Annotated in this window: 21 protein-coding genes and 1 pseudogene; 12 read left to right on the forward strand and 10 right to left on the reverse strand. The window is 72.2% G+C overall.

Features of this window, described 5'->3' with window-relative positions:
• Positions 1–66 precede the first annotated feature (66 nt).
• Together HNR10_RS22610 and HNR10_RS22615 are read left to right on the forward strand one after the other, a co-directional pair.
• The gene (locus HNR10_RS22610) at positions 67–336 is read left to right on the forward strand and encodes a DUF6406 domain-containing protein (RefSeq protein ID WP_179826698.1); all 270 of its coding nucleotides are present in this window, start codon (positions 67–69) and stop codon (positions 334–336) included.
• 412 nt (positions 337–748) lie between these two features.
• A complete protein-coding gene (locus HNR10_RS22615; RefSeq protein ID WP_179826701.1) occupies positions 749–1054 on the forward strand; it encodes a Dabb family protein in 306 nt (101 codons plus the stop codon).
• Positions 1055–1297: 243 nt separating this feature from the next.
• On the opposite strand, the gene HNR10_RS22620 is transcribed toward HNR10_RS22615, so the two are convergent.
• A complete protein-coding gene (locus HNR10_RS22620; protein ID WP_179826703.1) occupies positions 1298–1657 on the reverse strand; it encodes a hypothetical protein in 360 nt (119 codons plus the stop codon).
• Positions 1658–2507: 850 nt separating this feature from the next.
• On the opposite strand from HNR10_RS22620, the pseudogene HNR10_RS22625 reads away from it, so the two are divergent.
• Positions 2508–3385: pseudogene (locus tag HNR10_RS22625) on the forward strand (IS5 family transposase).
• Between the two features lie 15 nt (positions 3386–3400).
• On the opposite strand, the gene HNR10_RS22630 reads toward HNR10_RS22625, so the two are convergent.
• The 5 genes from HNR10_RS22630 to HNR10_RS22650 form a co-directional block, all read right to left on the reverse strand.
• Positions 3401–4324: a cytochrome d ubiquinol oxidase subunit II gene (locus HNR10_RS22630; protein ID WP_179826713.1), complete on the reverse strand. Its 924-nt coding sequence runs from the start codon at positions 4322–4324 to the stop codon at positions 3401–3403.
• A 17-nt stretch (positions 4325–4341) separates the two neighbouring features.
• Positions 4342–5601: a cytochrome ubiquinol oxidase subunit I gene (locus HNR10_RS22635; RefSeq protein ID WP_179826715.1), complete on the reverse strand. Its 1260-nt coding sequence runs from the start codon at positions 5599–5601 to the stop codon at positions 4342–4344.
• Positions 5602–5762: 161 nt separating this feature from the next.
• A complete protein-coding gene (locus HNR10_RS22640) occupies positions 5763–6437 on the reverse strand; it encodes a response regulator (protein ID WP_179826717.1) in 675 nt (224 codons plus the stop codon).
• Positions 6434–7627 (reverse strand): sensor histidine kinase, encoded by a 1194-nt coding sequence (locus HNR10_RS22645; protein ID WP_179826719.1) that lies wholly within the window; start codon positions 7625–7627, stop codon positions 6434–6436. Before HNR10_RS22645 ends, HNR10_RS22640 begins: the two co-directional genes overlap by 4 nt.
• A gap of 123 nt (positions 7628–7750) precedes the next feature.
• Positions 7751–8602 (reverse strand): spermidine synthase, encoded by an 852-nt coding sequence (locus tag HNR10_RS22650; protein WP_179826721.1) that lies wholly within the window; start codon positions 8600–8602, stop codon positions 7751–7753.
• Between the two features lie 227 nt (positions 8603–8829).
• Between HNR10_RS22650 and HNR10_RS22655 the strand changes: the two genes are divergently transcribed.
• A complete protein-coding gene (locus HNR10_RS22655; protein ID WP_179829903.1) occupies positions 8830–10566 on the forward strand; it encodes a proline--tRNA ligase in 1737 nt (578 codons plus the stop codon).
• A 73-nt stretch (positions 10567–10639) separates the two neighbouring features.
• Positions 10640–11647 carry a leucine-rich repeat domain-containing protein gene (locus tag HNR10_RS22660; protein WP_218897946.1) on the forward strand — a complete coding sequence of 336 codons (1008 nt, stop codon included), beginning with the start codon at positions 10640–10642 and terminating at the stop codon, positions 11645–11647.
• Between the two features lie 18 nt (positions 11648–11665).
• On the opposite strand, the gene HNR10_RS22665 is transcribed toward HNR10_RS22660, so the two are convergent.
• Positions 11666–12115 carry a ferritin-like domain-containing protein gene (locus tag HNR10_RS22665; protein ID WP_179826723.1) on the reverse strand — a complete coding sequence of 150 codons (450 nt, stop codon included), beginning with the start codon at positions 12113–12115 and terminating at the stop codon, positions 11666–11668.
• A gap of 23 nt (positions 12116–12138) precedes the next feature.
• Entirely contained in the window at positions 12139–12651 is a 513-nt protein-coding gene (locus HNR10_RS31400; protein WP_312889383.1) for a ferritin-like domain-containing protein, read from the reverse strand.
• A gap of 367 nt (positions 12652–13018) precedes the next feature.
• Here HNR10_RS31400 and rimP point away from each other — a divergent pair, with 367 nt between their 5' ends.
• From rimP to truB, 7 genes are all read left to right on the forward strand, one after another.
• A complete protein-coding gene (rimP, locus tag HNR10_RS22675) occupies positions 13019–13501 on the forward strand; it encodes a ribosome maturation factor RimP (protein WP_179826727.1) in 483 nt (160 codons plus the stop codon).
• A 24-nt stretch (positions 13502–13525) separates the two neighbouring features.
• Positions 13526–14539: a transcription termination factor NusA gene (nusA, locus tag HNR10_RS22680; protein ID WP_179829905.1), complete on the forward strand. Its 1014-nt coding sequence runs from the start codon at positions 13526–13528 to the stop codon at positions 14537–14539.
• A 70-nt stretch (positions 14540–14609) separates the two neighbouring features.
• Complete coding sequence (locus HNR10_RS22685; protein ID WP_312889384.1) at positions 14610–14882, forward strand: YlxR family protein; 273 nt, start codon at positions 14610–14612, stop codon at positions 14880–14882.
• Positions 14883–15094: 212 nt separating this feature from the next.
• Positions 15095–18097: a translation initiation factor IF-2 gene (infB, locus tag HNR10_RS22690; RefSeq protein ID WP_179826730.1), complete on the forward strand. Its 3003-nt coding sequence runs from the start codon at positions 15095–15097 to the stop codon at positions 18095–18097.
• 86 nt (positions 18098–18183) lie between these two features.
• Entirely contained in the window at positions 18184–18480 is a 297-nt protein-coding gene (locus HNR10_RS22695) for a DUF503 domain-containing protein (protein ID WP_053615414.1), read from the forward strand.
• 2 nt (positions 18481–18482) lie between these two features.
• Entirely contained in the window at positions 18483–18926 is a 444-nt protein-coding gene (gene rbfA / locus HNR10_RS22700; RefSeq protein WP_179826733.1) for a 30S ribosome-binding factor RbfA, read from the forward strand.
• Positions 18927–18983: 57 nt separating this feature from the next.
• Positions 18984–19871 (forward strand): tRNA pseudouridine(55) synthase TruB, encoded by an 888-nt coding sequence (gene truB / locus HNR10_RS22705; RefSeq protein ID WP_179826735.1) that lies wholly within the window; start codon positions 18984–18986, stop codon positions 19869–19871.
• A gap of 41 nt (positions 19872–19912) precedes the next feature.
• Here truB and HNR10_RS22710 read toward each other — a convergent pair whose 3' ends face one another.
• Both HNR10_RS22710 and HNR10_RS22715 read right to left on the reverse strand, forming a co-directional pair.
• On the reverse strand, positions 19913–20134 hold the full coding sequence (locus tag HNR10_RS22710) for a hypothetical protein (protein ID WP_179826737.1): 222 nt from the start codon (positions 20132–20134) through the stop codon (positions 19913–19915).
• A 139-nt stretch (positions 20135–20273) separates the two neighbouring features.
• Positions 20274–21134, reverse strand: coding sequence for an alpha/beta fold hydrolase (locus tag HNR10_RS22715; RefSeq protein ID WP_179826739.1), 861 nt, complete (start codon positions 21132–21134; stop codon positions 20274–20276).
• Positions 21135–21162 lie beyond the last annotated feature (28 nt).

Below are 21162 nucleotides of genomic sequence, written 5' to 3' on the forward strand. Positions count from 1 at the left end.
AATTCGTACGGGGGGTATCGGGCGGCGATTTCAATGGAAACTGAGACGGTTGGGACTGGATCCACTGTGGTGCACGAGGTCGGCGCGCAGGAGAAGATCAGTTACGGGCGGAACGACCGCTTCGCCGGGGGGCCGGTGGGCGGCGGCCACTTCTGGGTCGACGAGGACGGCCGTCCGGTCGCCAAGATCGGGGGACCGAAGGAGTGGCGTCCCACTCCGATGATCGACGTTCGGGTCGGTGACGTCTTCACCGTCGGCGGCCAGGCGTGGAGAGTGACCGATATCGTGGACGCGGACACACCATCGGCTTATCTGCTGGCCACGAGGGTCAGTTGAACCAGGGCCCCGGGTTTTTCTCCCGGGGCTTTTGTCTTGTCCCAGGCGTGGGGAATTGCAACCTCGTGCAACCTTTCTGATTCCGGTGACGCAGCGTTTCGTATTGACGAAGTCCGCGGCGGCCGGCGCCGCCGGGCGCCCGGGTGGGACCGGGCCGGAGGGGTCCGGCGGGGGTGGTGGGCCGGGCCGCGGCCCCGCGCGCCCCTCGGCAATCGAGACGTTCCGGTTATCCGAACAGGGGTGTTCGCGTTACCGCCCGCTCGTTACCGTCAACGGGACGGGGCGCGCCCCGCTCATGGCTGGGGAGGCCACCGGTCCTCCGGAGGGTCTCAGGCCGCCGCATCCGTCGCCCGGGTGTCGGTCCCAGGGGCTGTCCCCCGCCCCTGGGCCTGACGGGAGTAGGTTCTCCCGTATGGCTATTCGACACATCGCACTGTTCCGCTGGCGGGACGACGTCACGCCCGAGGGCGTCTCCCGGGTCCAGGAACTCCTCGCCGCGCTTCCGAGCGCCATCCCGGAGCTGCGCGCCTACTCCTTCGGCCCGGACGCCGGTATCAGCGACGGCGCCTTCGACTTCGCCGTGGTCGCGGACGTCGAGGACGAGGCCGGGTTCGCGGCCTACCGCGACCACCCCGAGCACCAGGCCGCCCTCGGCGTCATCCGCCCCATGCTCGCGGACCGCGCGGCGATCCAGTACCCCATCGCGGGGACCGAGTAGATCCTGTTCCATAAACCCCGGTGTTCCGTTGCTCATCGGGCTTATCGTGGGCGATCAGAGGGTCTGAGGTCTTGCGGTAGAACGCGTTTCAGTATTAGTCTCTGCGTAGTGCCTGGCCCGGTGAGGGCGTCCGGCGGCCCCGCCGTCGGACGCCGACGGTGGCAGGCGAGTGAGAACGTCGCCCGTTGAAGCCGGATCGCGCCCCGGCTTCGGCGGGCGACGTCGTCGTGTGCGCGGTCGGCCTCAGCGCAGCAGGCGGGCGAGTTCGTCGAACGTGGGACAGGGCCAGGGCTGTCGGCAGCCGTGGCACACCTGCTCGGCCCCGCCCTCCTCCGTGTCGGGGCTGTGCAGGCGGAGCAGGTCGGCGCACACCCCCGCCAGGGTCGAGACCTCCTCGCGCGCGTTCGCGTAGAAGGCCACGTCGTTGATCCTGGCCAGCGCGCTGTCGGAGGTCGGTTCCGGCAGGCCGACCGTGTCGGGCTCCCACGGGACCGCCCGAGCCGAGCGCTCCTGGATGCCCTGCACGCACCGGAGCAGCCGGGCGTGTTCGGAGTGTCGGCCCCGCAGGGACGTCCGTGGCGCTTGTCGCGTGAACGGCGGCATCGCTGATCTCCCCCAACGGGTGGATACGCAGCTTCGTAGTCACTCAGCGTATACCTATCGTCGCGGAATGTCGCGACACGCGGGGTGTGGTCCCTCCGAAACCGGGAAGCGGGCCGCCCCCAAGGGGAAGGGCGGCCCGCGGGAACCGGTGTGTCTAACCGCAGTTGCCGCCGCAGCTGCACGAACCGCCGCTCTGGCAGCCGCAGCCGCATCCCGAACCGCAGCCGCAGCCGCTCAGTCCCGGGGGCGTGCTCAGGGGGTGTGTCACAGTCCCTCCTCAGGGCTCGGCACCGTTCGTGCGCCATCACGCCGACCTCCGCCGAACCGGAGGGGCGCCACGAACGGCTCTCCGCCAGGAAGGGTTCCCGCTCCCGGGCTTGGCCAACCCGAAGGCCGGAGTTGACCTTCGCGTGGTGGATCGGGGTAGTGCTCTATTTGGGCTTCAGTGTTCTTCTGGGGCCTCCGCTTCGCTTCGGCCCGTGCTCGTGCGCCCGGAAGACGCGCCCTTCGGTCCTTCCGGTGCGCTCCCTCGTTCCTCGGGAGTGCCTCCAGGGCGCGTCGGCGCCCTCCTGTGTTTTTTTGGGCCTCCGCTCGTTCCTCGCTGCGGCCCCGTCTCCTCCTGCAGAACACTGGCGCGCCCCTCGCGACACCCCCTGTGGCTGAGGCGGGCGCCTTCGTGCAAGCCCGTGGAGTCGAGGCGGGGGTGTCGGCTAGGGCCTGTTTGGTAACTGGTGTGATCAGGGGCAAAAGCACCGATCCGGTCACGCCAGGCGTGTCACCCCGCACATAGGCGAAGCCTTCGGTAGATGAGTCAACGACCAAGAAGACCAAGCCCACCGAAGGCTTCGCTGTGACCCTACCCGGCCCCGGGCGCGGTGACCTCACCGACGCCCAATGGTCTGTGCTCGAACCGCTCCTGCCCGTGCCGGCCACCGGCCGTCCGCCCTCGCACTCCAAGCGCACCCTGATCAACGGCATCCGCTGGCGTGTGCGGACCGGTGCTCCCTGGCGCGACGTACCCGAACGCTACGGCCCCTGGCAGAGCGTCTACGACCTCTTCCGCCGCTGGACCCGCAACGGCACCTGGGCCCAAATTTTGGACGCCCTGCGCGCCCTGGCCGACGCGGCGGGCCTGATCACCTGGCAGGTCAACGTCGACTCCACCATCGTGCGCGCCCACCAGCACGCCGCCGGAGCCGCGAAAAAGGGGACCGGGAAGATCACGGAACGGACGAGCCCGACGACCATGGGCTGGGACGCTCGCGGGGCGGGTGGACCACGAAGATCCACCTGGCCTGCGAGCAGCGCCAAAAGCCCCTGTCGGTGCTGGTCACGGCCGGCCAGCGCGGGGACGCCCCCCAGTTCGAGACGGTCATGGAACGTATCCGGGTGGCCGGGCACGGGCGGAGCGGGCCCGCGCGCACCCGGCCGGTGCGGGTGCGCGCGGATAAGGCCTACAGCTCGAAGAAGATCCGTGCCTACCTGCGCAGACGCAAGATCAAGGCGACTATTCCCGAGCCTGCCGACCGGGTGCGCAACCGCAAGCGCAAAGGGGGTCGGGGCGGGCGCCCGCCCGGCTTCGACAAGGTCGATTATCGGGCCCGGCACGCGGTCGAGTGCGCGATCAACCGGCTCAAACGCAACCGGGCGGTGGCCACGCGCTATGACAAGCTCGCCCTTCGCTACGAGGCCACCATCCAGATCGCTGCCATCAACGAATGGCTCTGACTTTCCAAACAGGCCCTAGGCGAAGAAGGTCGGGGCCGGGGCGGGGCGGCGGGCCAGCCGGTACATCCACACCTGGCCGACCACCATGAACGGCACGGCCGGGGCCAGCATCGCCCACACGAACACCGCGGTCGTGGCCGGGACCGGCTCCATCGGCAGCTGCGCGGACAGTGCCGTCAGCACACCCGCCGCGCCCATCGCCAGCGCCGACGTGTGCCGCGAGAGCATCGGCCCCGTGAGCCCGCTGGTCACCGCCAGGACGGCCAGCAGCACCACGGCCGAGGCGGCGGCCACCAGCGGCCGGTCCGTCACCACACCGCCCGGCAGCAGCCCCGTGCCCGCCGCCAGGAGGGCGGCGACCAGCGCGACCCGGGCCAGGACCCGCGTCGCCTGCGCCGCCACGTCGGCGCTGTCGTCGTGGAACTCGCCGACCAGCCGCTCCGCGCCGAAGGACGCGCCCCGCAGGGCGAAGAGCGCGAGCACCGCCAGCACGCACAGCGGGGTGAACACGCTCGCCGTGAGGCCGCCGGTCAGCAGGCCCGCCAGCACCAGGCCCCAGGCGGCGGCGACGCCCCAGCTGCCCGCCACGACCGCCGTGTCGCAGACCGCGCGCCAGGACGGGGTGTCCACCCGCGCGCGCAGCCACAGGCCGGCGTCGCGCACGAGCCAGGCGCCCAGCAGGCTCACGAGCACCGGCCAGAGCTCGGTGACCACGTGGTGGTCCAGGACAGGGAACAGGCCGGCCAGTACCCCGACCGCGGCGACCAGCCACACCTCCGAGGCCAGGAAGTACGGGGCGATCGCCGCCACCACGCGGCGGCGCTGCTCCGGCGTGCGCGCCACCTTCGGCATCAGCATGCCGAGCCCGACGTCGGCACCGGCCAGGACGAGGTAGCCCACGACGAACAGGGAGAGAAGAACGGTGGAGAGGACGTCCATGTCAGGTACTCCGGGTCTCAGAACGAGTGGACGGGGGCGGCGGGCTGCTCGGGTCCGTCCGCGGCGCGCTCCGCGAGGGGACCGTCCTGCGGCCCGCGGCGGGCGAAGCGCACCAGAAGCCAGTACGTGGTCACGGCCAGGACGGCGAACGCGCCGGTGAAGAAGGAGAAGGAGGCCACGGCCATGCCCGGGGTCATGGGCGTCACGGCGTCGGCGGTGGTCAGGTGGTGCACGACCGCCCACGGCTGGCGGTTGGTCTCACGGAAGACCCAGCCGGCGACGACCCCCGCGTAGGGCAGGAACGGGGCGACGAGCAGCGGCGCCAGCGCCCACGTCCACCGCCGCAACGGCGTGACCAGTCGGCTGAGCAGCCAGCCGACCAGCATCGTCGGACCGATGAGGAACATGAACGCGTACACCGTGAACATGGTGATCTCGCCTGCCGTGTTGGCAGCGGTGAGCAGCGGGCCGTCCGAGGCCGCCTCGATCGCCTCGATCTCCTCGGCGGTGTAGGTCAGCCCGCTGGTGGGCGGGTCCTCGCCGAAGAGCCCGAACTGCAGGCCGCCGAAGACCACGACCAGCTCGTTGGTGAGCACCATCGTGACCGCCGTGTACCGGATGCCGCGACCGAAGACGCCGTCCGGGTCGTTGCCGCGCATCAGGTGGTAGGCGCTCACGGCGCCCACGACCAGGGCGCCGAGCACGAGCGAGGCGCTCACGATGTGGCCGAGGGCCAGCAGCGCCGCGGGGTTGGTCATCAGCGCCACCGGGTCGGACAGGTGCGCCACGCCGTCGACGATCTCGAAGCCGACCGGGTTGCGCAGGAACCCGTTGGCCACGAGCACCCACCAGGCGGAGAGGTAGGCGGTGCCGGTGACCACCGCGAAGCATCCGACGTGCGCCCACCGGCCCATGCGGTCCCAGCCGAAGATCCACAGCCCCAGGAAGGTCGACTCCACGAAGAACGCGGTCATCGTCTCCAGAGCCAGCGGTGCCGCGAAGGAGTAGCCGAACATCTCGTGCAGGCCGTTCCAGTTGACGGCGAGCTGGAGCTCCATCACCAGGCCGGACAGCACGCCCATGCCGTAGTTGACCAGGTACAGCCCGCCCCAGAACCGCACGGAGGTCATCCGCCGGCGGTCGCCGCGCACGGTGGCGACGAGCTGGTTGACGAGGATGTAGGGCGCCAGCCCGAGGGTCAGGGCGACGAACGTGAAGTGCGTCGCCGCGGTCAGCGCGAACTGGAGCCTGGCGAGCAGGAGGGGGTCTTCGAACATCGTCTGCCTTGCGTTCGGCGTGCGGTGGGAACGCTGTCAGCATCCGATGCGGCTCCGGGACGGCACATCGTCCCGGCGGTGTCTCTTGGTGTCCCTCTTCCGCGGTAGCGCCGTCCCGGCCGCTACTCCTGGAGGTGTAGGGGATGACCCCGAGGGCGGCGTCAGGTCCCCTGGCTCCACTTGGGGGTCACCAGCGCGGTCTCGTAGGCGATCACGACCAGCTGCGCCCGGTCCCGCACGCCCAGCTTCACCATGGTGCGGCTGACGTGGGTCTTGGCCGTGGCGGGACTGACCACGAGCCGCCGCGCGATCTCCTCGTTGGTCAGGCCCTCGCCGACCAGGGCCAGCACCTCGCGCTCGCGTTCGGTGAGCCCGTTCAGGCGGACCGCGGGGGCGGGGGCACCGCGCGGCCGGCCCGCGTAGTCGGCGATCAGCCGCCGGGTGATCCCCGGGGAGAGCAGGGCCTCGCCCTCGTGCACCACGCGCACCGCCTGCAACAGGTCGCGCGGCTCGGTGTCCTTGACCAGGAACCCGCTGGCCCCCGCGCGCAGCGCTTCGAAGATGTACTCGTCCAGGTCGAACGTGGTGAGGATGACGATCCGGATCGCGTCCAGGTTCCGGTCGGCCAGGATCCGCTCCGTGGCCGCCAGACCGTCCACCCCCGGCATGCGGATGTCCATCAGGACGACGTCGGGGCGCTCGGCCCGGGCCAGCCGGACGGCCTCCTCACCGTCGGCGGCCTCGGCGACCACCTCGATGTCGGGGGCACTGTCCAGCAGCGCGCGAAAGCCCGCGCGCACCAGTGCCTGGTCGTCGGCGAGCAGCACGCGGATCACGGGGACCTCGTTTCGTCGGCGGAGACGGCGGCGGGGCGCTCGCCGCCGTCCAACGGCAGCCGCGCCCGCACCCGGAATCCTCCCCCGTCCAGGGGGCCCGCGTCCACCGAACCCCCGACCAGGGCGGCGCGCTCGGTCATCCCGGTGATCCCGTTGCCGTGCGCGGGCGGGCCGACCGTGCCGTGGCCGTCGTCGGTGACCTCGATGTCCAGGGCCGACGCGGCGTAGGCGATCCGCACCCGGACATGGGAGGCACCCGAGTGCCGGACCACGTTGGTCAGCGCCTCCTGCACCGTGCGGTAGGCGGCCGTCCCGGTACTGGCCGGCAGGTGCTGGGGGGTACCGGTGGTCTCCAGCGTCACCTCGACACCGGCGCCCCGGGTGCCCTCGACGAGCTCGAAGAGCCGCTCGACGCCGGGGACGGGGGAGCGCGGCGCCGCCTCGTCGACCGCGCGCAGCACACCGAGGATGCCCCGCAGCTCGGACAGCGTGTCCTTGCTGGTCTGCTTGATGGTGGACAGCGCCTGGGCCGCGCGCTCTGGCTCGGACTCCATCAGGTACAGCGCGGTGCCCGCCTGCACGTTGATCAGGGAGATGTTGTGCGCGACGGTGTCGTGGACGTCGCGCGCAAGGCGCAGCCGCTCGTCGGAGGCCCGCCGGAGCAGCTCCTCCTCGCGGGTGCGGCCCGCCTCGGCGACACGCTCCCGCTCGGCCTTCTGGTACTCACCGCGCCACCGCATGACCTCGGCGCTGCACAACAGGACCAGCACCCACGCGATGATGCCGAGCGCCTCGGGCCGGACGGTTCCGAAGAAGGCGAACTCGTAGACGTTGAGCGCCGCGAACTGTCCGATGCCCAGCGCCCATCCGAGGATGCGGTACCCGTGCCGGACCAGGGTGTAGAGCATCACCGCGGCGCAGAGCATGACCAGGCCGTCGGGGTAGCCCAGGGGGTAGTACGCGCTGGCCGCGGCCACCACCACGACCCCGGCCCCGCACGGGAACGACCTGCGCACCAGCAGGGGCAGGCTCGCGACCAGGATCAGCGCGTACCCCCAGGGCCACGGATCCCGCTGGGTCGGCACCGGGTCGACCAGGGTGATCACGCAGGTGCTGCCCGCCGAGAGCAGGAGCAGGACGCCGGTGAGCCAGAGGTCGTGTCGCGTGGGACGCGGATGTAGTGCTGCCACGACACCGACACTACGGTCCCCACCTCGGGGTCGCGCGTCGTCCGGAGGGAGGCAGTTCGCCCGCCGGCGTACTCCCCGCGGAGTATCCGAGGGGCGAGGTCACCCGGGTGCCCGCGGCCATGGTCAGAACAGGTCCTCGGGCGGGGCCGGTGAGTCGGCGGCGTCGGCGTCGTGCACGGCCGAGCGGCCCGAGGCGAAGCGGTCCAGGTCCTCGCCCTCCAGTAGACGCGCCATCTCCGGGTCGCGGTGCGCGCGGCGGCCCAGTTCGTCGTCGGGCAGCGGCCGGTGGCCCGCCACCAGGACGAGGTTGCCGAACCTGCGGCCGCGCAGGACCCCCGGCTCCGCGGTCAGCGCCACGTGCGGCAGCACCGCCCGCACCGTCGCCACCTGTCGGCGGGCGTGGGCCAGGGCGTGCCCGTCCCCGATGTTGACCACCAGCAGCCCGGAGGGGCGCAGGACCCGGGCGGCCTCGGTGTAGTACTCCACCGACGTCAGCCGCGCGGGCGTCCGGGCCCCCGCGAACACGTCGCTGACGACCAGGTCCGCGCTGGAGTCGTGCCGGGCGCCGATCCACTCGCGCGCGTCGCCGATCCCCACCCGCAGCTGGGCCCGCCGGTCCCACGGCAGGCGCCGCCGCACCAGCTCGACCAGGGGCGCGTCGACGTCGACCGCGCGCTGGCGCGAGCCGGGGCGGGTGTGGGCCACGTAGCGCGCCATCGTCAGCGCGCCCGCGCCCAGGTGGAGCGCGTCGATGGGTTCGCGCTCGGGCGCGACCAGGTCGGCGGCGTGCGCGATGCGCCGCATGTAGGAGAAGTCGAGGTAGGTCGGGTCACTCAGGTCCACGTGCGACTGTGGTGTGCCGTCCACGACCAGGAACCACGACTCGGCGCGGTCGGCGTCGGCGAGCAGCTCCATCCGGGGCGGCCCGTCCGCCTCGGGTGTCTCGTCCCGCTCCCGGGTCCCGCGTCTGCCCATGTTCCCGCCCCCCGTTCGGCCGCCGTCCCCACGGTAGGACACCGCGGGGGTACCGGGACCTGGCCCGGAGCGGCGACGCACGCTCCGCCATGGCGCTAGCCTGGGGAACCCCGGTAGCTCGATGCAGCGGAATCGCTGGTTCCGACGGAGAACCTGTGCTGCCGGGTCCGAGTTCCGATCCAGCGCCCGACGGGCGTGTTCACCGAGGAGTGGCCGTGCTACTGCGGATGTCGACCCTGTTCCTGCGCACCCTGCGTGAGGACCCGGCGGACGCTGAGGTGCCGAGCCACAAGCTCCTCGTCCGCGGCGGCTACGTCCGGCGCGCCGCCCCCGGTATCTACTCGTGGCTGCCCCTGGGCAAGATCGTCCTGGAGAACGTCGCCCGCGTCGTGCGCGAGGAGATGGACGCCATGGGCGGCCAGGAGGTCCTCCTGCCCGCGCTCCTGCCCCGGGAGTTCTACGAGACGACCGGCCGCTGGGACGACTACGGGCCCAACCTGTTCCGCCTCCAGGACCGCAAGGGCGCCGACTACCTGCTCGGCCCCACGCACGAGGAGCTGTTCACGCTCCTGGTCAAGGGCGAGTACTCCTCGTACAAGGACTTCCCGGTCGTCCTGTACCAGATCCAGGAGAAGTTCCGCGACGAGGCCCGGCCCCGCGCCGGCGTGCTGCGCGGCCGCGAGTTCCACATGAAGGACTCGTACTCCTTCGACATCGACGACGAGGGCCTCCAGGCGTCCTACGACGCGCACCGCGCCGCCTACCAGCGCATCTTCGAGCGGCTCGGGCTGGAGTACGTCATCGTCTCCGCCACCTCCGGCGCCATGGGCGGCTCGGCCTCCGAGGAGTTCCTCGCCGTCGCGCCGACCGGCGAGGACACCTTCGTGCGCAGCACCGAGTCCGACTACGCCGCCAACGTCGAGGCCGTCACCACGCCCGCGCCCGCCGCCCGCCCGCTCGACGGTCTGCCCGAGGCGGTCGTGCACCACACGCCCGGCACCGCCACCATCCAGACCCTGGTGGACTTCCTCAACGGCGCCGGCCTGGGCCGGGACTTCGTCGAGGCCGACACCCTCAAGAACGTCCTGGTCAAGACCCGCGCCCCCGGCGCCGACGAGTGGGAGCTGCTGGCCGTGGGCCTGCCCGGCGACCGCGAGGTGGACTTCAAGCGCCTGGAGGCGGCCCTGGAGCCCGCCGAGGTCGCCCTGCTGGACGAGTCCGACTTCGCCGCCAACCCGTTCCTGGTCAAGGGCTACATCGGCCCCCGCGCCCTGCTCGACAACAAGGTGCGCTACCTGGTCGACCCGCGCGTGGTCACCGGCACCGCGTGGGTGACCGGCGCCGACCGGGACGAGCACCACGTCATCGACCTCGTGGCCGGCCGCGACTTCACCCCGGACGGCACCATCGACGTCGCCGAGGTCCGCGACGGCGACCCCTCGCCCGACGGAAAGGGCACGCTGTACACCGCCCGCGGCATCGAGATCGGGCACATCTTCCAGCTCGGCCGCAAGTACACCGACGCCTTCCAGGTGGACGCGCTGGGCTCGGACGGCAAGCCGAAGCGGATCACCATGGGCTCGTACGGCATCGGCGTCTCCCGCGCCGTCGCCTCGGTCGTGGAGCAGTCCCACGACGACAAGGGCATCGTGTGGCCGCGTGAGATCGCGCCCGCCGACGTGCACGTGGTCGGCACCGGCAAGGGTGACCAGATCGAGGAGGCCCTGCGCATCGCGGGCGAGCTGCGCGACCAGGGCCTGCGCGTCCTGGTGGACGACCGCAAGGGCGTGTCCCCCGGCGTGAAGTTCACCGACGCCGAACTCCTGGGCGTGCCCACGAGCGTCATCATCGGCCGCGGCCTCAAGGACGGGCTCGTGGAGCTGCGCGACCGCGCCACCGGTGAGCGCGAGGAGGTCGCCCTGGGCGACATCGTCGAGCGCACGGTCGCCGCCTGCCGCGGCTGAGTCCGCACGGAACCCGCCCGCCGGGTCCTGCGTCGGAATCCGTGGCACCCCCGGGGTGCCACGGATTCCGTGCGTGAGGTGGAAGGGCGAGGGACACGTGGGCTACTACGAGTACATGCCGAGGTTCGCGGACCTACCGGTGGTCGAGTTCCCCTCCGGACCGGTCGGGGCCGCTCCGGCCGCGGCCGTGGCCGACCCGGGCTCGGTGGCCTGGCGGCTCCGCTACCACGCCCCCTTCCACCCGGGGAACGGCTCCGGGGAGGACGAGGACGTCGAAGCCTACCTGGAACGGTTCGTCGCGACCGTCGACGGGCGGCGGGTCACCGCGATCACCGCGGCGCCCCTGGACTACGACGGCACGGACATGGCCGGCCAGCGGGACCTCCTGCTCGCACACGCCTCCGCGTGGCCGCGTCTGCGGGCGCTGTTCTTCACCGAGTTCACCGTCGGTGACAGCGAGCTGTCCTGGATCGGCCAGACCGACGTCGCCCCGCTCCTCCACGCCCTGCCCGCGCTGGAGGAGTTCACCGTGCGCGGCGGACTGGGGCTGCGCTTCGCCGACCTGGAGCACGCCGCCCTGCGCCGCCTGACCGTGCAGAGCATCAACCTGCCCGGGCAGGCGGTGCGCGACCTCGGGACGGCCGACCTCCCGGCGCTGGAACACCTGGAACTCTTCCTCGGCGACAGCGCGTACGGGGCCGACACGGACGTCGTGGACCTGTCCCGTGTGCTGTCGGGCGCCGTCCTGCCCCGCCTCGACTCCCTGGCGCTGCGTGGCGCGGAGCGGGCGGACGCCTGGGCGCGGGCCGTGGCCGGCTCGCCCCTGGCGGAACGGCTCCGCGTCCTGGAGCTGTCCCAGTCCGTCCTGACGGACGCCGGCGCCGAAGCGCTGCTGCGCGCCCCGGCGCTGCACGGACTGCGACGGCTGAACCTGTGCCTCAACCGGATCTCGGCCGACACGGCGGAGCGGCTGCGCGCGGAGTTCACCGCGCGGGGGACCGAGGTCGACCTGCGCGACGAACCAGGGGAGGAGGACGACCAGGCCGAGTGGGACGCCCGCTATCCCGAGATCGTGGAGTAGCCCCGCCCCGAACCGCCCTCAGGTCTGTTCGAAGCCCGGCAGGGCGTCCAGCTCGCCGCCCCAGGTCAGCGCGCGCACCGTCGTCTCCTGGAGGGCGCGCCCGGCCGTCCAGCGCAGCTCGGCGTCCTCGGAGGCGGTCAGCCACAGGTACGCCCGGGCCGTGGTGCCCTCCAGCTCCACCGCGAAGGCGTCCACGTCCCCGTCGCCGTGTCCCTCGGGGAGCGGGTAGGAGGCCAGCGCGGGCGGCGGATCGACACCGCGCTCCACCGCGGCCGCGTGCAGCGCGTCCCGCAGCGCCTTGTGCTTGGCGGCCTCGTCCAGCGCGCGCTCGCGGCGCCCCTGGGCGTCGGCGGCTCCGCCCAGGTACTCGTACCCGTACACGGCGGCGTGCTCGGCGCGCAGCGCCTCGGCCAGCGCCTCCGGGCCGGCGTCGGTGCCCTGACCGTTCGAGGGGGTCTCGCTCACCATGGTCCTCCTCCTGCCTGCCGGGCTCAGCGTTCCTCGTCGAGCAGGTGGGCGTGCCCGGCCTCGCACGCTCCGATGCCGCAGATCAGCTGGGCCAGCCCCGCGTCGGTGACCGCGCCGGCCTGGTCGAGCCGGGCGGCGGTCGCCGACGACTCCAGCACCAGCAGGCCGGCCGCGGTGAGGGGCGTATCCAGCGCGGGGCCCTCGACCGCGGGCGCGGACGCCTCCGGCGAGGGCTCCGGGAGGGGCCCGGCGTCGTCCGGCAGGGCGTCCGCCAGGGCGTCGGCGTGGGCGAGGTGGTGCTCCAGGAACCGCTCCAGCAGGTCCGCCGGCTCCGCGCCGTGCGCGATCGCGGTCTCGTAGCGGGTCACCATCCGCTCCTTCTCGCGCAGCACCGCGCGCACCACGTACTCGTCGGGCGTCACATCGGCCGGATACCACTCGGCCCCGCCGCAGGCCGACAGGCCGACGGCCGCCGCTCCTGCGGCCGCGGCGCCCAGCACCGTGCGGCGGTTGACGCAGCGATGACCCGTGCTCACGCGGACTCCTCCCGTGCGCGCCCGGCCCGGCGCGCGGCACTCGCACAAGCGGCCGCCGGCGGCGGTCGCCCACCCATCTTTCCACGGTCCCCGGTGGGCGGCGGCCGTGCCGACACCCCCTGCCACACGGCGATTCCGGTGGGCGGGGACCGGTCCCCGACGCGCCCCGCCGCCCGACGGCGACCTGGAAGGCGTCCGGGTGTGGATACCCTTGCAGCACAGCCGCCGTCGAACGCGACGTGCGCTGGGTCCGCGCCCACTGGGACGCGGACCGATTCGTCGAAGACTACGTACAGAGCTGGACCGCCCCGTGCACGGCCCGTCGGCCGCGGGGGCGGGGTTTCGCCTTTGGAGGGGCAGACACGACATGGGAGCGCAGTCGCGTGACGAGCGCATCGTCGAACTGCTGGAGCCGGTACTGGCAACGGCCGGACTGGACCTGGAGTCCGTCGAGCTGACACCCGCGGGAAAGCGCCGGGTGCTGCGCGTGGTCGTGGACTCCGATGACGGGGTCGACCTGGACACGGTGGGCGAGGTCACGCAGGAAGTCGACGCCGTGCTGGAGGACTCCGACGTCATGGGCGCACAGCCCTACGTCCTGGAGGTCACCTCCCCGGGCGTGGACCGCCCGCTGACCGAGCCGCGGCACTGGCGACGGTCCCGCGGCCGCCTGGTGCGGGCCTCCCTCGCCGAGGGGGGCGAGGTCACCGGTCGTGTCACCGCCGCCGACGACCAGGGAGTCACCCTGGACGTCGAGGGGCACCCCCGGACCTACACCCACGCCGAACTCGGCAAGGGCAAGGTCCAGGTGGAATTCCGTCGGGCAGCCGACACCGACGCGGCGGACTAGAGGGGGAGCCCCGTGGATATTGACATGAGCGTCCTGCGCAGCCTGGAACGCGAGAAGGACATCTCGGTCGAACTGGTCGCCAAGGCCATCGAGGACGCGCTCCTGATCGCCTACCACCGCGAGGAGGGCGCCGACAAGCGTGCCCGGGTCGAACTGAACCGCTCGACCGGCCACGTGACCGTGTGGGTCTCCGAGCTCGACGAGGAGGGGGACGTGGTCGGCGAGTACGACGGCACCCCGTCCGGTTTCGGCCGCATCGCGACCTCCACCGCCAAGCAGGTCATCCTCCAGCGCCTGCGCGACGCCGAGGACGAGCTCACGCTCGGCGAGTTCGCCGGCCGCGAGCACGACATCGTCTCCGGCATCATCCAGCAGGGCAAGGACCCCCGGAACGTGCTGGTGGACCTGGGCCGGATCGAGGCGATCCTGCCGCCGCAGGAGCAGGTCCCCACCGAGGAGTACACCCACGGCGAGCGGCTGCGCGCCTACGTCGTGCAGGTCCGCAAGGGCCACCGCGGCCCCTCGGTCACGCTCTCGCGCACCCACCCCAACCTGGTCCGCAAGCTCTTCGAGCTGGAGGTCCCCGAGATCGCCGACGGCACCGTCGAGATCGCGGCGATCGCGCGCGAGGCCGGCCACCGGACCAAGATGGCGGTCCGCTCCAACCGGGGCGGCGTCAACGCCAAGGGCGCCTGCATCGGCCCGCTCGGCAGCCGGGTCCGCAACGTCATGGCCGAGCTGCACGGCGAGAAGATCGACATCGTCGACTACTCTGACGACCCCGCCGTGTTCGTCGCCAACGCCCTGTCCCCGGCACGGGTGAACTCCGTCGAGGTGCTCGACATGGCCGCCCGCGTGGCGCGCGTGATCGTGCCCGACTACCAGCAGTCGCTCGCCATCGGCAAGGAGGGCCAGAACGCCCGCCTGGCCGCCCGGCTCACCGGGTGGCGCATCGACATCCGCTCGGACGCCGACCCCGCCGGCGAGCCCGTCGAGACCGGCGAGCCGGACGCGGACGACGCCCCTCCGGTCGGCTGATCGGACCGTGCCCGTGTCACAACGCGATAGGGTGGTCGAAGACGGTCGTGGCGGTCCCGTGCGCACCTGCGTGGGATGTCGGTCGCGGACAGTCCAGTCCGACCTCGTGCGGTTGGTGGCCGTGGGCTCGGCCATCGTGCCCGACACCCGGGGTCGACACCCCGGGCGCGGTGCCTACCTGCACAACGACCGGCGATGCTTCGAGCTCGCCGTGCGTCGCAGGGCGTGGTCACGCGCCTTCCGGGACCGGGAGGGATCCGGGCGCACCGCGTGGGACGTCTCACGGGTTGACGCCCTCTTCGAGCCCGCCCCAGATGGCGGATCGGGTCGGCCCTCCCGATAGGGTTGGAATGTCTGGGCCGGCCTCCGGGTTGTACTGACCGAGGTCGGCGTACTGTGCTGTGTCGGCACGTGTTAACCGGCCCATTGTTGTGTAGCGATGAGGAAGCAGGTCGAGATTGCGATGAGCGCCTGATGAGTACGCAGCGATGAGTAACTCAAGCTAACGACGGTCCGGCACAGGCCCATGTCCCGGACCGAAGCTGAAGGAGAGCAGTGGCGAAGGTCCGGGTGTACGAACTCGCCAAGGAGTTCGGTGTAGAGAGCAAGGCCGTTCTGGCCAAGCTCAACGAGATGGGCGAATTCGTCCGTTCGGCGTCCTCGACGATAGAGGCGCCGGTCGTGCGACGTCTGCAAGAAGCTTTCAAGGGGTCCGAGAACAACGGCGGCAAGAAGGGTGGACCGGCTCCCAAGCCGGGTCCGCGCCCTGCCGGCCAGGCCCCCAAGCCGGGTCCCGCGGCTCCCAAGCCCGGCCCGGCCCCCAAGCCTGGCCCGAAGCCGGCTCCGGCGGCCAAGCCCGCCGCGCCGGCCGAGGCGGCCGCACCGGCCGAGCAGCGTCCCGCTGCGCCCAAGCCGGCTGCCAAGCCCGCCCGCGAGGAGGCCGGCCCGCGCCCCGGTGGCGCGCCCAAGCCCGCCCCGCAGGGCGGACGCCCCGAGCGTGGTGACCGTCCTGAGCGCGGCGAGCGGCCCCAGCGCCCTGAGCGCGGCGAGCGCGGCGGCCGTTCCGAGGGCGGCCGTGCCCCGCGTCCGGGCGGTCCCCGTCCGGGCCCGCGTCCCGGCAACAACCCGTTCGCCTCCAACGCCTCCGGCATGGGCTCCAAGCCCGCCGGTCCGCGTCCCGGTGGCGGCGGCGCTCCGCGTCCGGGCCCCCGGCCCGGTCCGCAGGCCGGCGACCAGCGCGCTCCCCGTCCGGGTGGCGGTGCTCCGCGTCCCGGTGGCGGCGGTCCCCGTCCGGGTCCGCGGCCCCCGCAGGCCGGCGACCAGCGCACCCCGCGTCCCGGCGGTGCCGCGGGCGCTCCCCGTCCCGGCGGTGGCGCTCCGCGTCCCGGTGGCGGCGGCGGTGCCCCGCGTCCGGGTGGTCCGCGTCCCAGTCCGATGAACATGCCCTCCTCCCGTCCCTCGGCTCCGGCCGGCGGCGGTCGCGGCGGAGCGGGCGGCGGTCGTCCCGGCGGCGGCGGTCGCGGTCGCGGGGGAGCCCCCGCGGGTGCGGGTCCGCGTCCCGGTGGCGGCGGCGGTCGTCCGGGCGGCTTCGGTGGTCGTCCCGGTGGCGGCGGTCGTGGCCGCGGTGGCGGAACGGCCGGTGCGTTCGGTCGTCCGGGCGGTCGTCCCGGGCGTGCGCGCAAGTCCAAGAAGCAGCGGCGTGCCGAGTTCCACGAGCTCTCGGCCCCGTCCTTCGGCGGCGTCAAGATCCCGAGCGGCAACAACCAGGTCATCCGACTGTCCCGCGGCGCCTCGCTGTCGGACTTCGGCGACAAGATCGACGTCAACCCGGCGTCGCTCGTCCAGGTCATGATGCACCTGGGTGAGATGGTCACCGCGACCCAGTCGCTGCCGGACGAGACCCTGCAGCTGCTCGGCGAGGAGCTCAGCTACCGCATCGAGGTCGTCAGTCCCGAGGACGAGGACCGCGAGTTGCTGGAGTCGTTCTCCATCGAGTTCGGTGAGGACGAGGGCGGCGACGCCGAACTGCGTCCGCGCCCGCCGGTGGTCACCGTCATGGGTCACGTCGACCACGGTAAGACCCGACTGCTGGACACGATCCGTAAGACGAACGTGGTCGGCGGCGAGGCCGGCGGCATCACCCAGCACATCGGTGCCTACCAGGTCGCGACCGAGGTGGACGGCGAAGAGCGCAAGATCACCTTCATCGACACCCCTGGTCACGAGGCGTTCACCGCCATGCGTGCCCGTGGTGCGAAGGTCACCGACGTCGCGGTTCTGGTCGTGGCGGCCGACGACGGCGTCAAGCCGCAGACGGCCGAGGCCATCGACCACGCCAAGGCGGCCGAGGTGCCGATCGTCGTCGCGGTCAACAAGATCGACGTCGAGGGTGCCGACCCGCAGCGCGTGCGCGCCCAGATGACCGAGTACGGCCTGGTGGCCGAGGAGTACGGCGGCGACGTCCAGTTCGTGGACATCTCCGCTCTCCAGGGCACCAACCTCGACGCCCTGCTGGAGTCGATCGTGCTCACGTCCGACGCGGCCCTGGAACTCCAGGCCAACCCGGACATGGACGCGCAGGGTCTGGCCATCGAGGCCTACCTGGACCGCGGTCGCGGTTCCATGGCCACGGTGCTGGTCCAGCGCGGCACGCTCAACGTCGGCGACTCGATCGTCTGTGGTGACGCCTACGGCCGCGTCCGGGCCATGCTCGACGAGCACGGCCAGAACGTGCAGAGCGCCGAGCCGTCCCGTCCGGTGCAGGTGCTGGGTCTGACCAACGTGCCCAGCGCCGGTGACAGCTTCCTGGTCGTCAAGGACGACCGGGTGGCGCGTCAGATCGCCCAACAGCGCGAGGCGCGCGAGCGCTTCGCCCAGCAGGCGAAGTCGGCACGCCGCGTCACCCTCGACAACTGGCAGTCCGCCATCAAGGAGGGCGAGCGCTCCGAGCTGCTCCTCCTCATCAAGGGCGACATGTCCGGTTCGGTCGAGGCGCTGGAGGAGTCGCTGCTCAAGATCGACGCCGGCGGCGACGAGGTCAGCATCCGGATCATCGGACGCGGTGTCGGTGCGATCACGCAGAACGACATCAACCTGGCGTCGTCCGCGGACGCGATCATCGTCGGCTTCAACGTGCGGCCCGAGGGCAAGAACAGCCAGCTCGCGGACCGTATGGGCGTCGACATCCGGTACTACTCGGTGATCTACCAGGCCATCGACGAGGTCGAGGCCGCGGTCAAGGGCCTCCTCAAGCCCATCTACGAGGAAGTCCAGCTGGGCAGCGCCGAGATCCGCGAGGTCTTCAAGGTGCCCAAGATCGGCAACATCGCCGGTTCGATCGTCCGGAGCGGACTCATCCGCCGCAACTCCAAGGCCCGGCTCATCCGGGAGGGAGTCGTCATCTCCGAGAACCTCACCGTGGAGTCCCTGCGGCGGTTCAAGGACGACGCGACCGAGGTCCGCGAGGGCTTCGAGTGCGGTATCGGGGTCGGTTACAACGACCTGCGCCCCGAGGACGTCATCGAGACCTACGAGATGCAGGAGAAGCCCCGCGACTAGTCCTCGCGGAGTCTGATCCCACTGGGGCCCCGGCCGTGCGGCCGGGGCCCCGCCTTTGACGGTTCACACACAATCCAGGTGATCACTTGTACGTTGGGGCGCTGACCCTGGACGTCCTTCTCGGAGACGTCCACTCGCTCAAGCAGAAGCGTTCGCTGGTCCGCCCGGTCGTCTCCGAGCTGCGCCGGAAGTTCTCGGTGTCGGTCTCCGAGGTGGGCGAGCACGACCTGTACCGGCGGGCGAAGATCGGGGTCGCCGTGGTCGCGCCGACCGCCGCGTTCGCCCGCGAACAGATGGAGACCTGCGAACGATTCGTCGCGGGCCGCCCCGAACTGGAGCTGCTCTCCGCCAGGCAGCGGCTCTTCAACGAAGAGGAAGACTGACGATGGTTGACGCCGCACGCGCGCGCAAGATCGCCGACCGCATCCAGCGCATCGTCGCCGAGATGCTGGACCGGCGGATCAAGGACCCGCGACTGGGATTCGTCACCGTGACCGACGCCCGGATCACCGCCGACCTGCGGGACGCCACCGTGTACTACACGGTGTTCGGCACCGCGGACGAGAAGGCGGCCTCCGCCGCCGCCCTGGACAGCGCCAAGGGCGTGATCCGCAGCGAGGTCGGCCGCCAGACCGGTATCCGGCACACGCCGAGCCTGACCTTCGTCATCGACGAGGTGCAGGAGAACGCCCAGCACATCGAGGAGCTGCTGGTCAAGGCGCGTCAGGCCGACGAGGAGGTGGCCCAGCGGGCCACCGGCGCCTCGCCGGCGGGGGAGGCCGACCCGTACAAGGCCCCCCGCGAGGCCGAGGACGACGAGGACCAGTAACACCCGGGGCGGCGGCGCGGACCGCGCCGCCGCCGGCATTCACCCCGAAGGAGACCCATGGCCGAGAGCGGCGTCGTGGTCGTGGACAAGCCCGCCGACTGGACCTCGCACGACGTGGTCGCCAAGACGCGCGGGCTCGCGCGGACCCGGCGGGTCGGCCACGCCGGGACCCTGGACCCGATGGCCACGGGCGTCCTGGTGCTGGGGGTGGAGAAGGGCACGAAGCTGCTCGGCCACCTGACCCTCACGGAGAAGGTCTACGACGCGACCTTCCGGCTCGGCCAGGCGACCAGCACCGACGACGCCGAGGGCGAGTTCGGCCCGCGGGTGGACGCCTCCGGGGTGGCCGACGAGGCCGTGCACGCGGCGGTCGCGGCCTTCACCGGACGGATCCAGCAGGTCCCGCCGCAGGTCAGCGCGATCAAGGTGGACGGCAAGCGCGCGTACAAGTCGGCCCGTGAGGGCAAGGAGGTCGCGCTCAAGGCGCGCGAGGTGACGATCGCGGCGTTCACGGTCACCGACATCCGCCGGGTGGCGGACGAGGGCGGCACGTTCGTGGACGTCGACGCCGAGGTGACCTGCTCCAGCGGGACCTACATCCGCTCGCTCGCCCGCGACATGGGCGCCGACCTCGGCGTGGGCGGCCACCTGACCGCGCTGCGCCGCACCCGGGTGGGGCCCTACGACCTGTCCCAGGCCCGCACGCTCGACCAGCTGGCGGAGGAGTTCACGCAGGTCCCGCTCGCCCACGCGGTGGCCGCGGCCTTCCCGGTGCGCACCCTCACCGAGGACGAGACCGGCCGCATCCGGCACGGCAACCGGATCGGGCCGAGTTCGCTGGGCGGCGGCCCGGTGGGCCTGTTCGCCCCCGACGGCCGCGTCGTGGCCCTGGGCGAGAACCGCGGCGACCACATGAAGCCGGTCGTGGTCTTCGACCCGGCCTGACCCCGCGCCGCGATCGGTGGCGCCTCATCGTCGCGCGGGCGTCAGGCGCTGCGCAGACCTGCTTCTTCAAGCTCCTCCCGGACCGCGCGCTGAATGAGAAGCGAGAGCGATTCGAGCTGGTCGACCGTCGGAGCCTGATCCTCGAGTCGGCTCAGCCGCACCTCGATCCACTGACGCTTCAGGGCGGTCGGCCTCACCCCCTCGGCGACGGCGACGTCGCGAACCCTGTCCATGGTGGGCTTCGGTAGACGGATGGAGGGCACGGTCCTCACCTGGTCCGCCGGCTCGTGGCGTTCCAGAGGCTTCGTGGCGATCTCCTCACTGATGTCCTGGTCGTCGTAGTGGGCGGCCAGCTCTTCGAGTCTCTTCTCGTAATACGCCCCGTTGGCGTTTGTCGATGATTCAGGGTGAGGGGAGGGACTGGGCGAGGAACTGGGCGAGGGCGGCCGTGAGTTCCTCGGGGTGCTCCACCGAGGGCAGGTGTCCGGTGTCGGGCATCTCCAGCAGGCGGGCGTCCCGGATTCCCCTCACGTACTGCGCGGCCACGTCCTGGACCTGTGGGACGTCGGAGAGGCCCGTCACTACCAGGGTGGGCACGTCGATCTCGGCGAGACGGGTCTCGGCGGGCGGGTCCGGCCAGACCGTCTCCGTGGGCGGGCCGCTCCAGGTGCGCTGGAAGAGGGCGCGGTACATCAGCAGGGCCCGCTCCCAGGCCTCGGCCGACAGGTCCTCGGGGACCCGGTCCGGGCCGACGACCATGAACCGCGCCTGGGCCTCGGCCATCGCCGCCACGTCGGCCGGGTCGGGATCGGCGTTGCCCGCGCGGTACACCGCCAGGCGTTCCGGTGCGACGGCGCCCGACACCACGCGCCGCGCGGCCTCGACGAACTCCGGCGGCCACGCCCGCCCCGTCATGCCGGGGCACACCAGGGCGAGGGCGCCCACCCGCTCCGGGGCCACCAGTGCCGCATCGACGGCATGTGCCCCGCCCATCGACGCGCCCACCAGGGCGGCCCGCCCGATGTCCAGGGCATCCAGCAGCGCCAACAGGTCCCGGAAGTGGGCGACCGGCCCCTCGGCGTCGTCCGACTCCCCGTAGCCCCGCCAGTCGTAGCGCACCACCCGGTACCGCTCGGCCAGCGCGGCGAACTGGTGGTCCCACATCCGGCGGTCGGCGGACGCGGCGTGCACGAGCACCACCGCGGACCCCTCGCCCGCCTCCTCGTACCCCAGAACCGTGCGTCCGACGTCGATCCTCACCATGCCGGCACGCTAGCCGCCGTCGGCCCGT

The sequence above is a fragment of the Nocardiopsis aegyptia genome, from assembly GCF_013410755.1.
GTDB lineage: Bacteria > Actinomycetota > Actinomycetes > Streptosporangiales > Streptosporangiaceae > Nocardiopsis > Nocardiopsis aegyptia.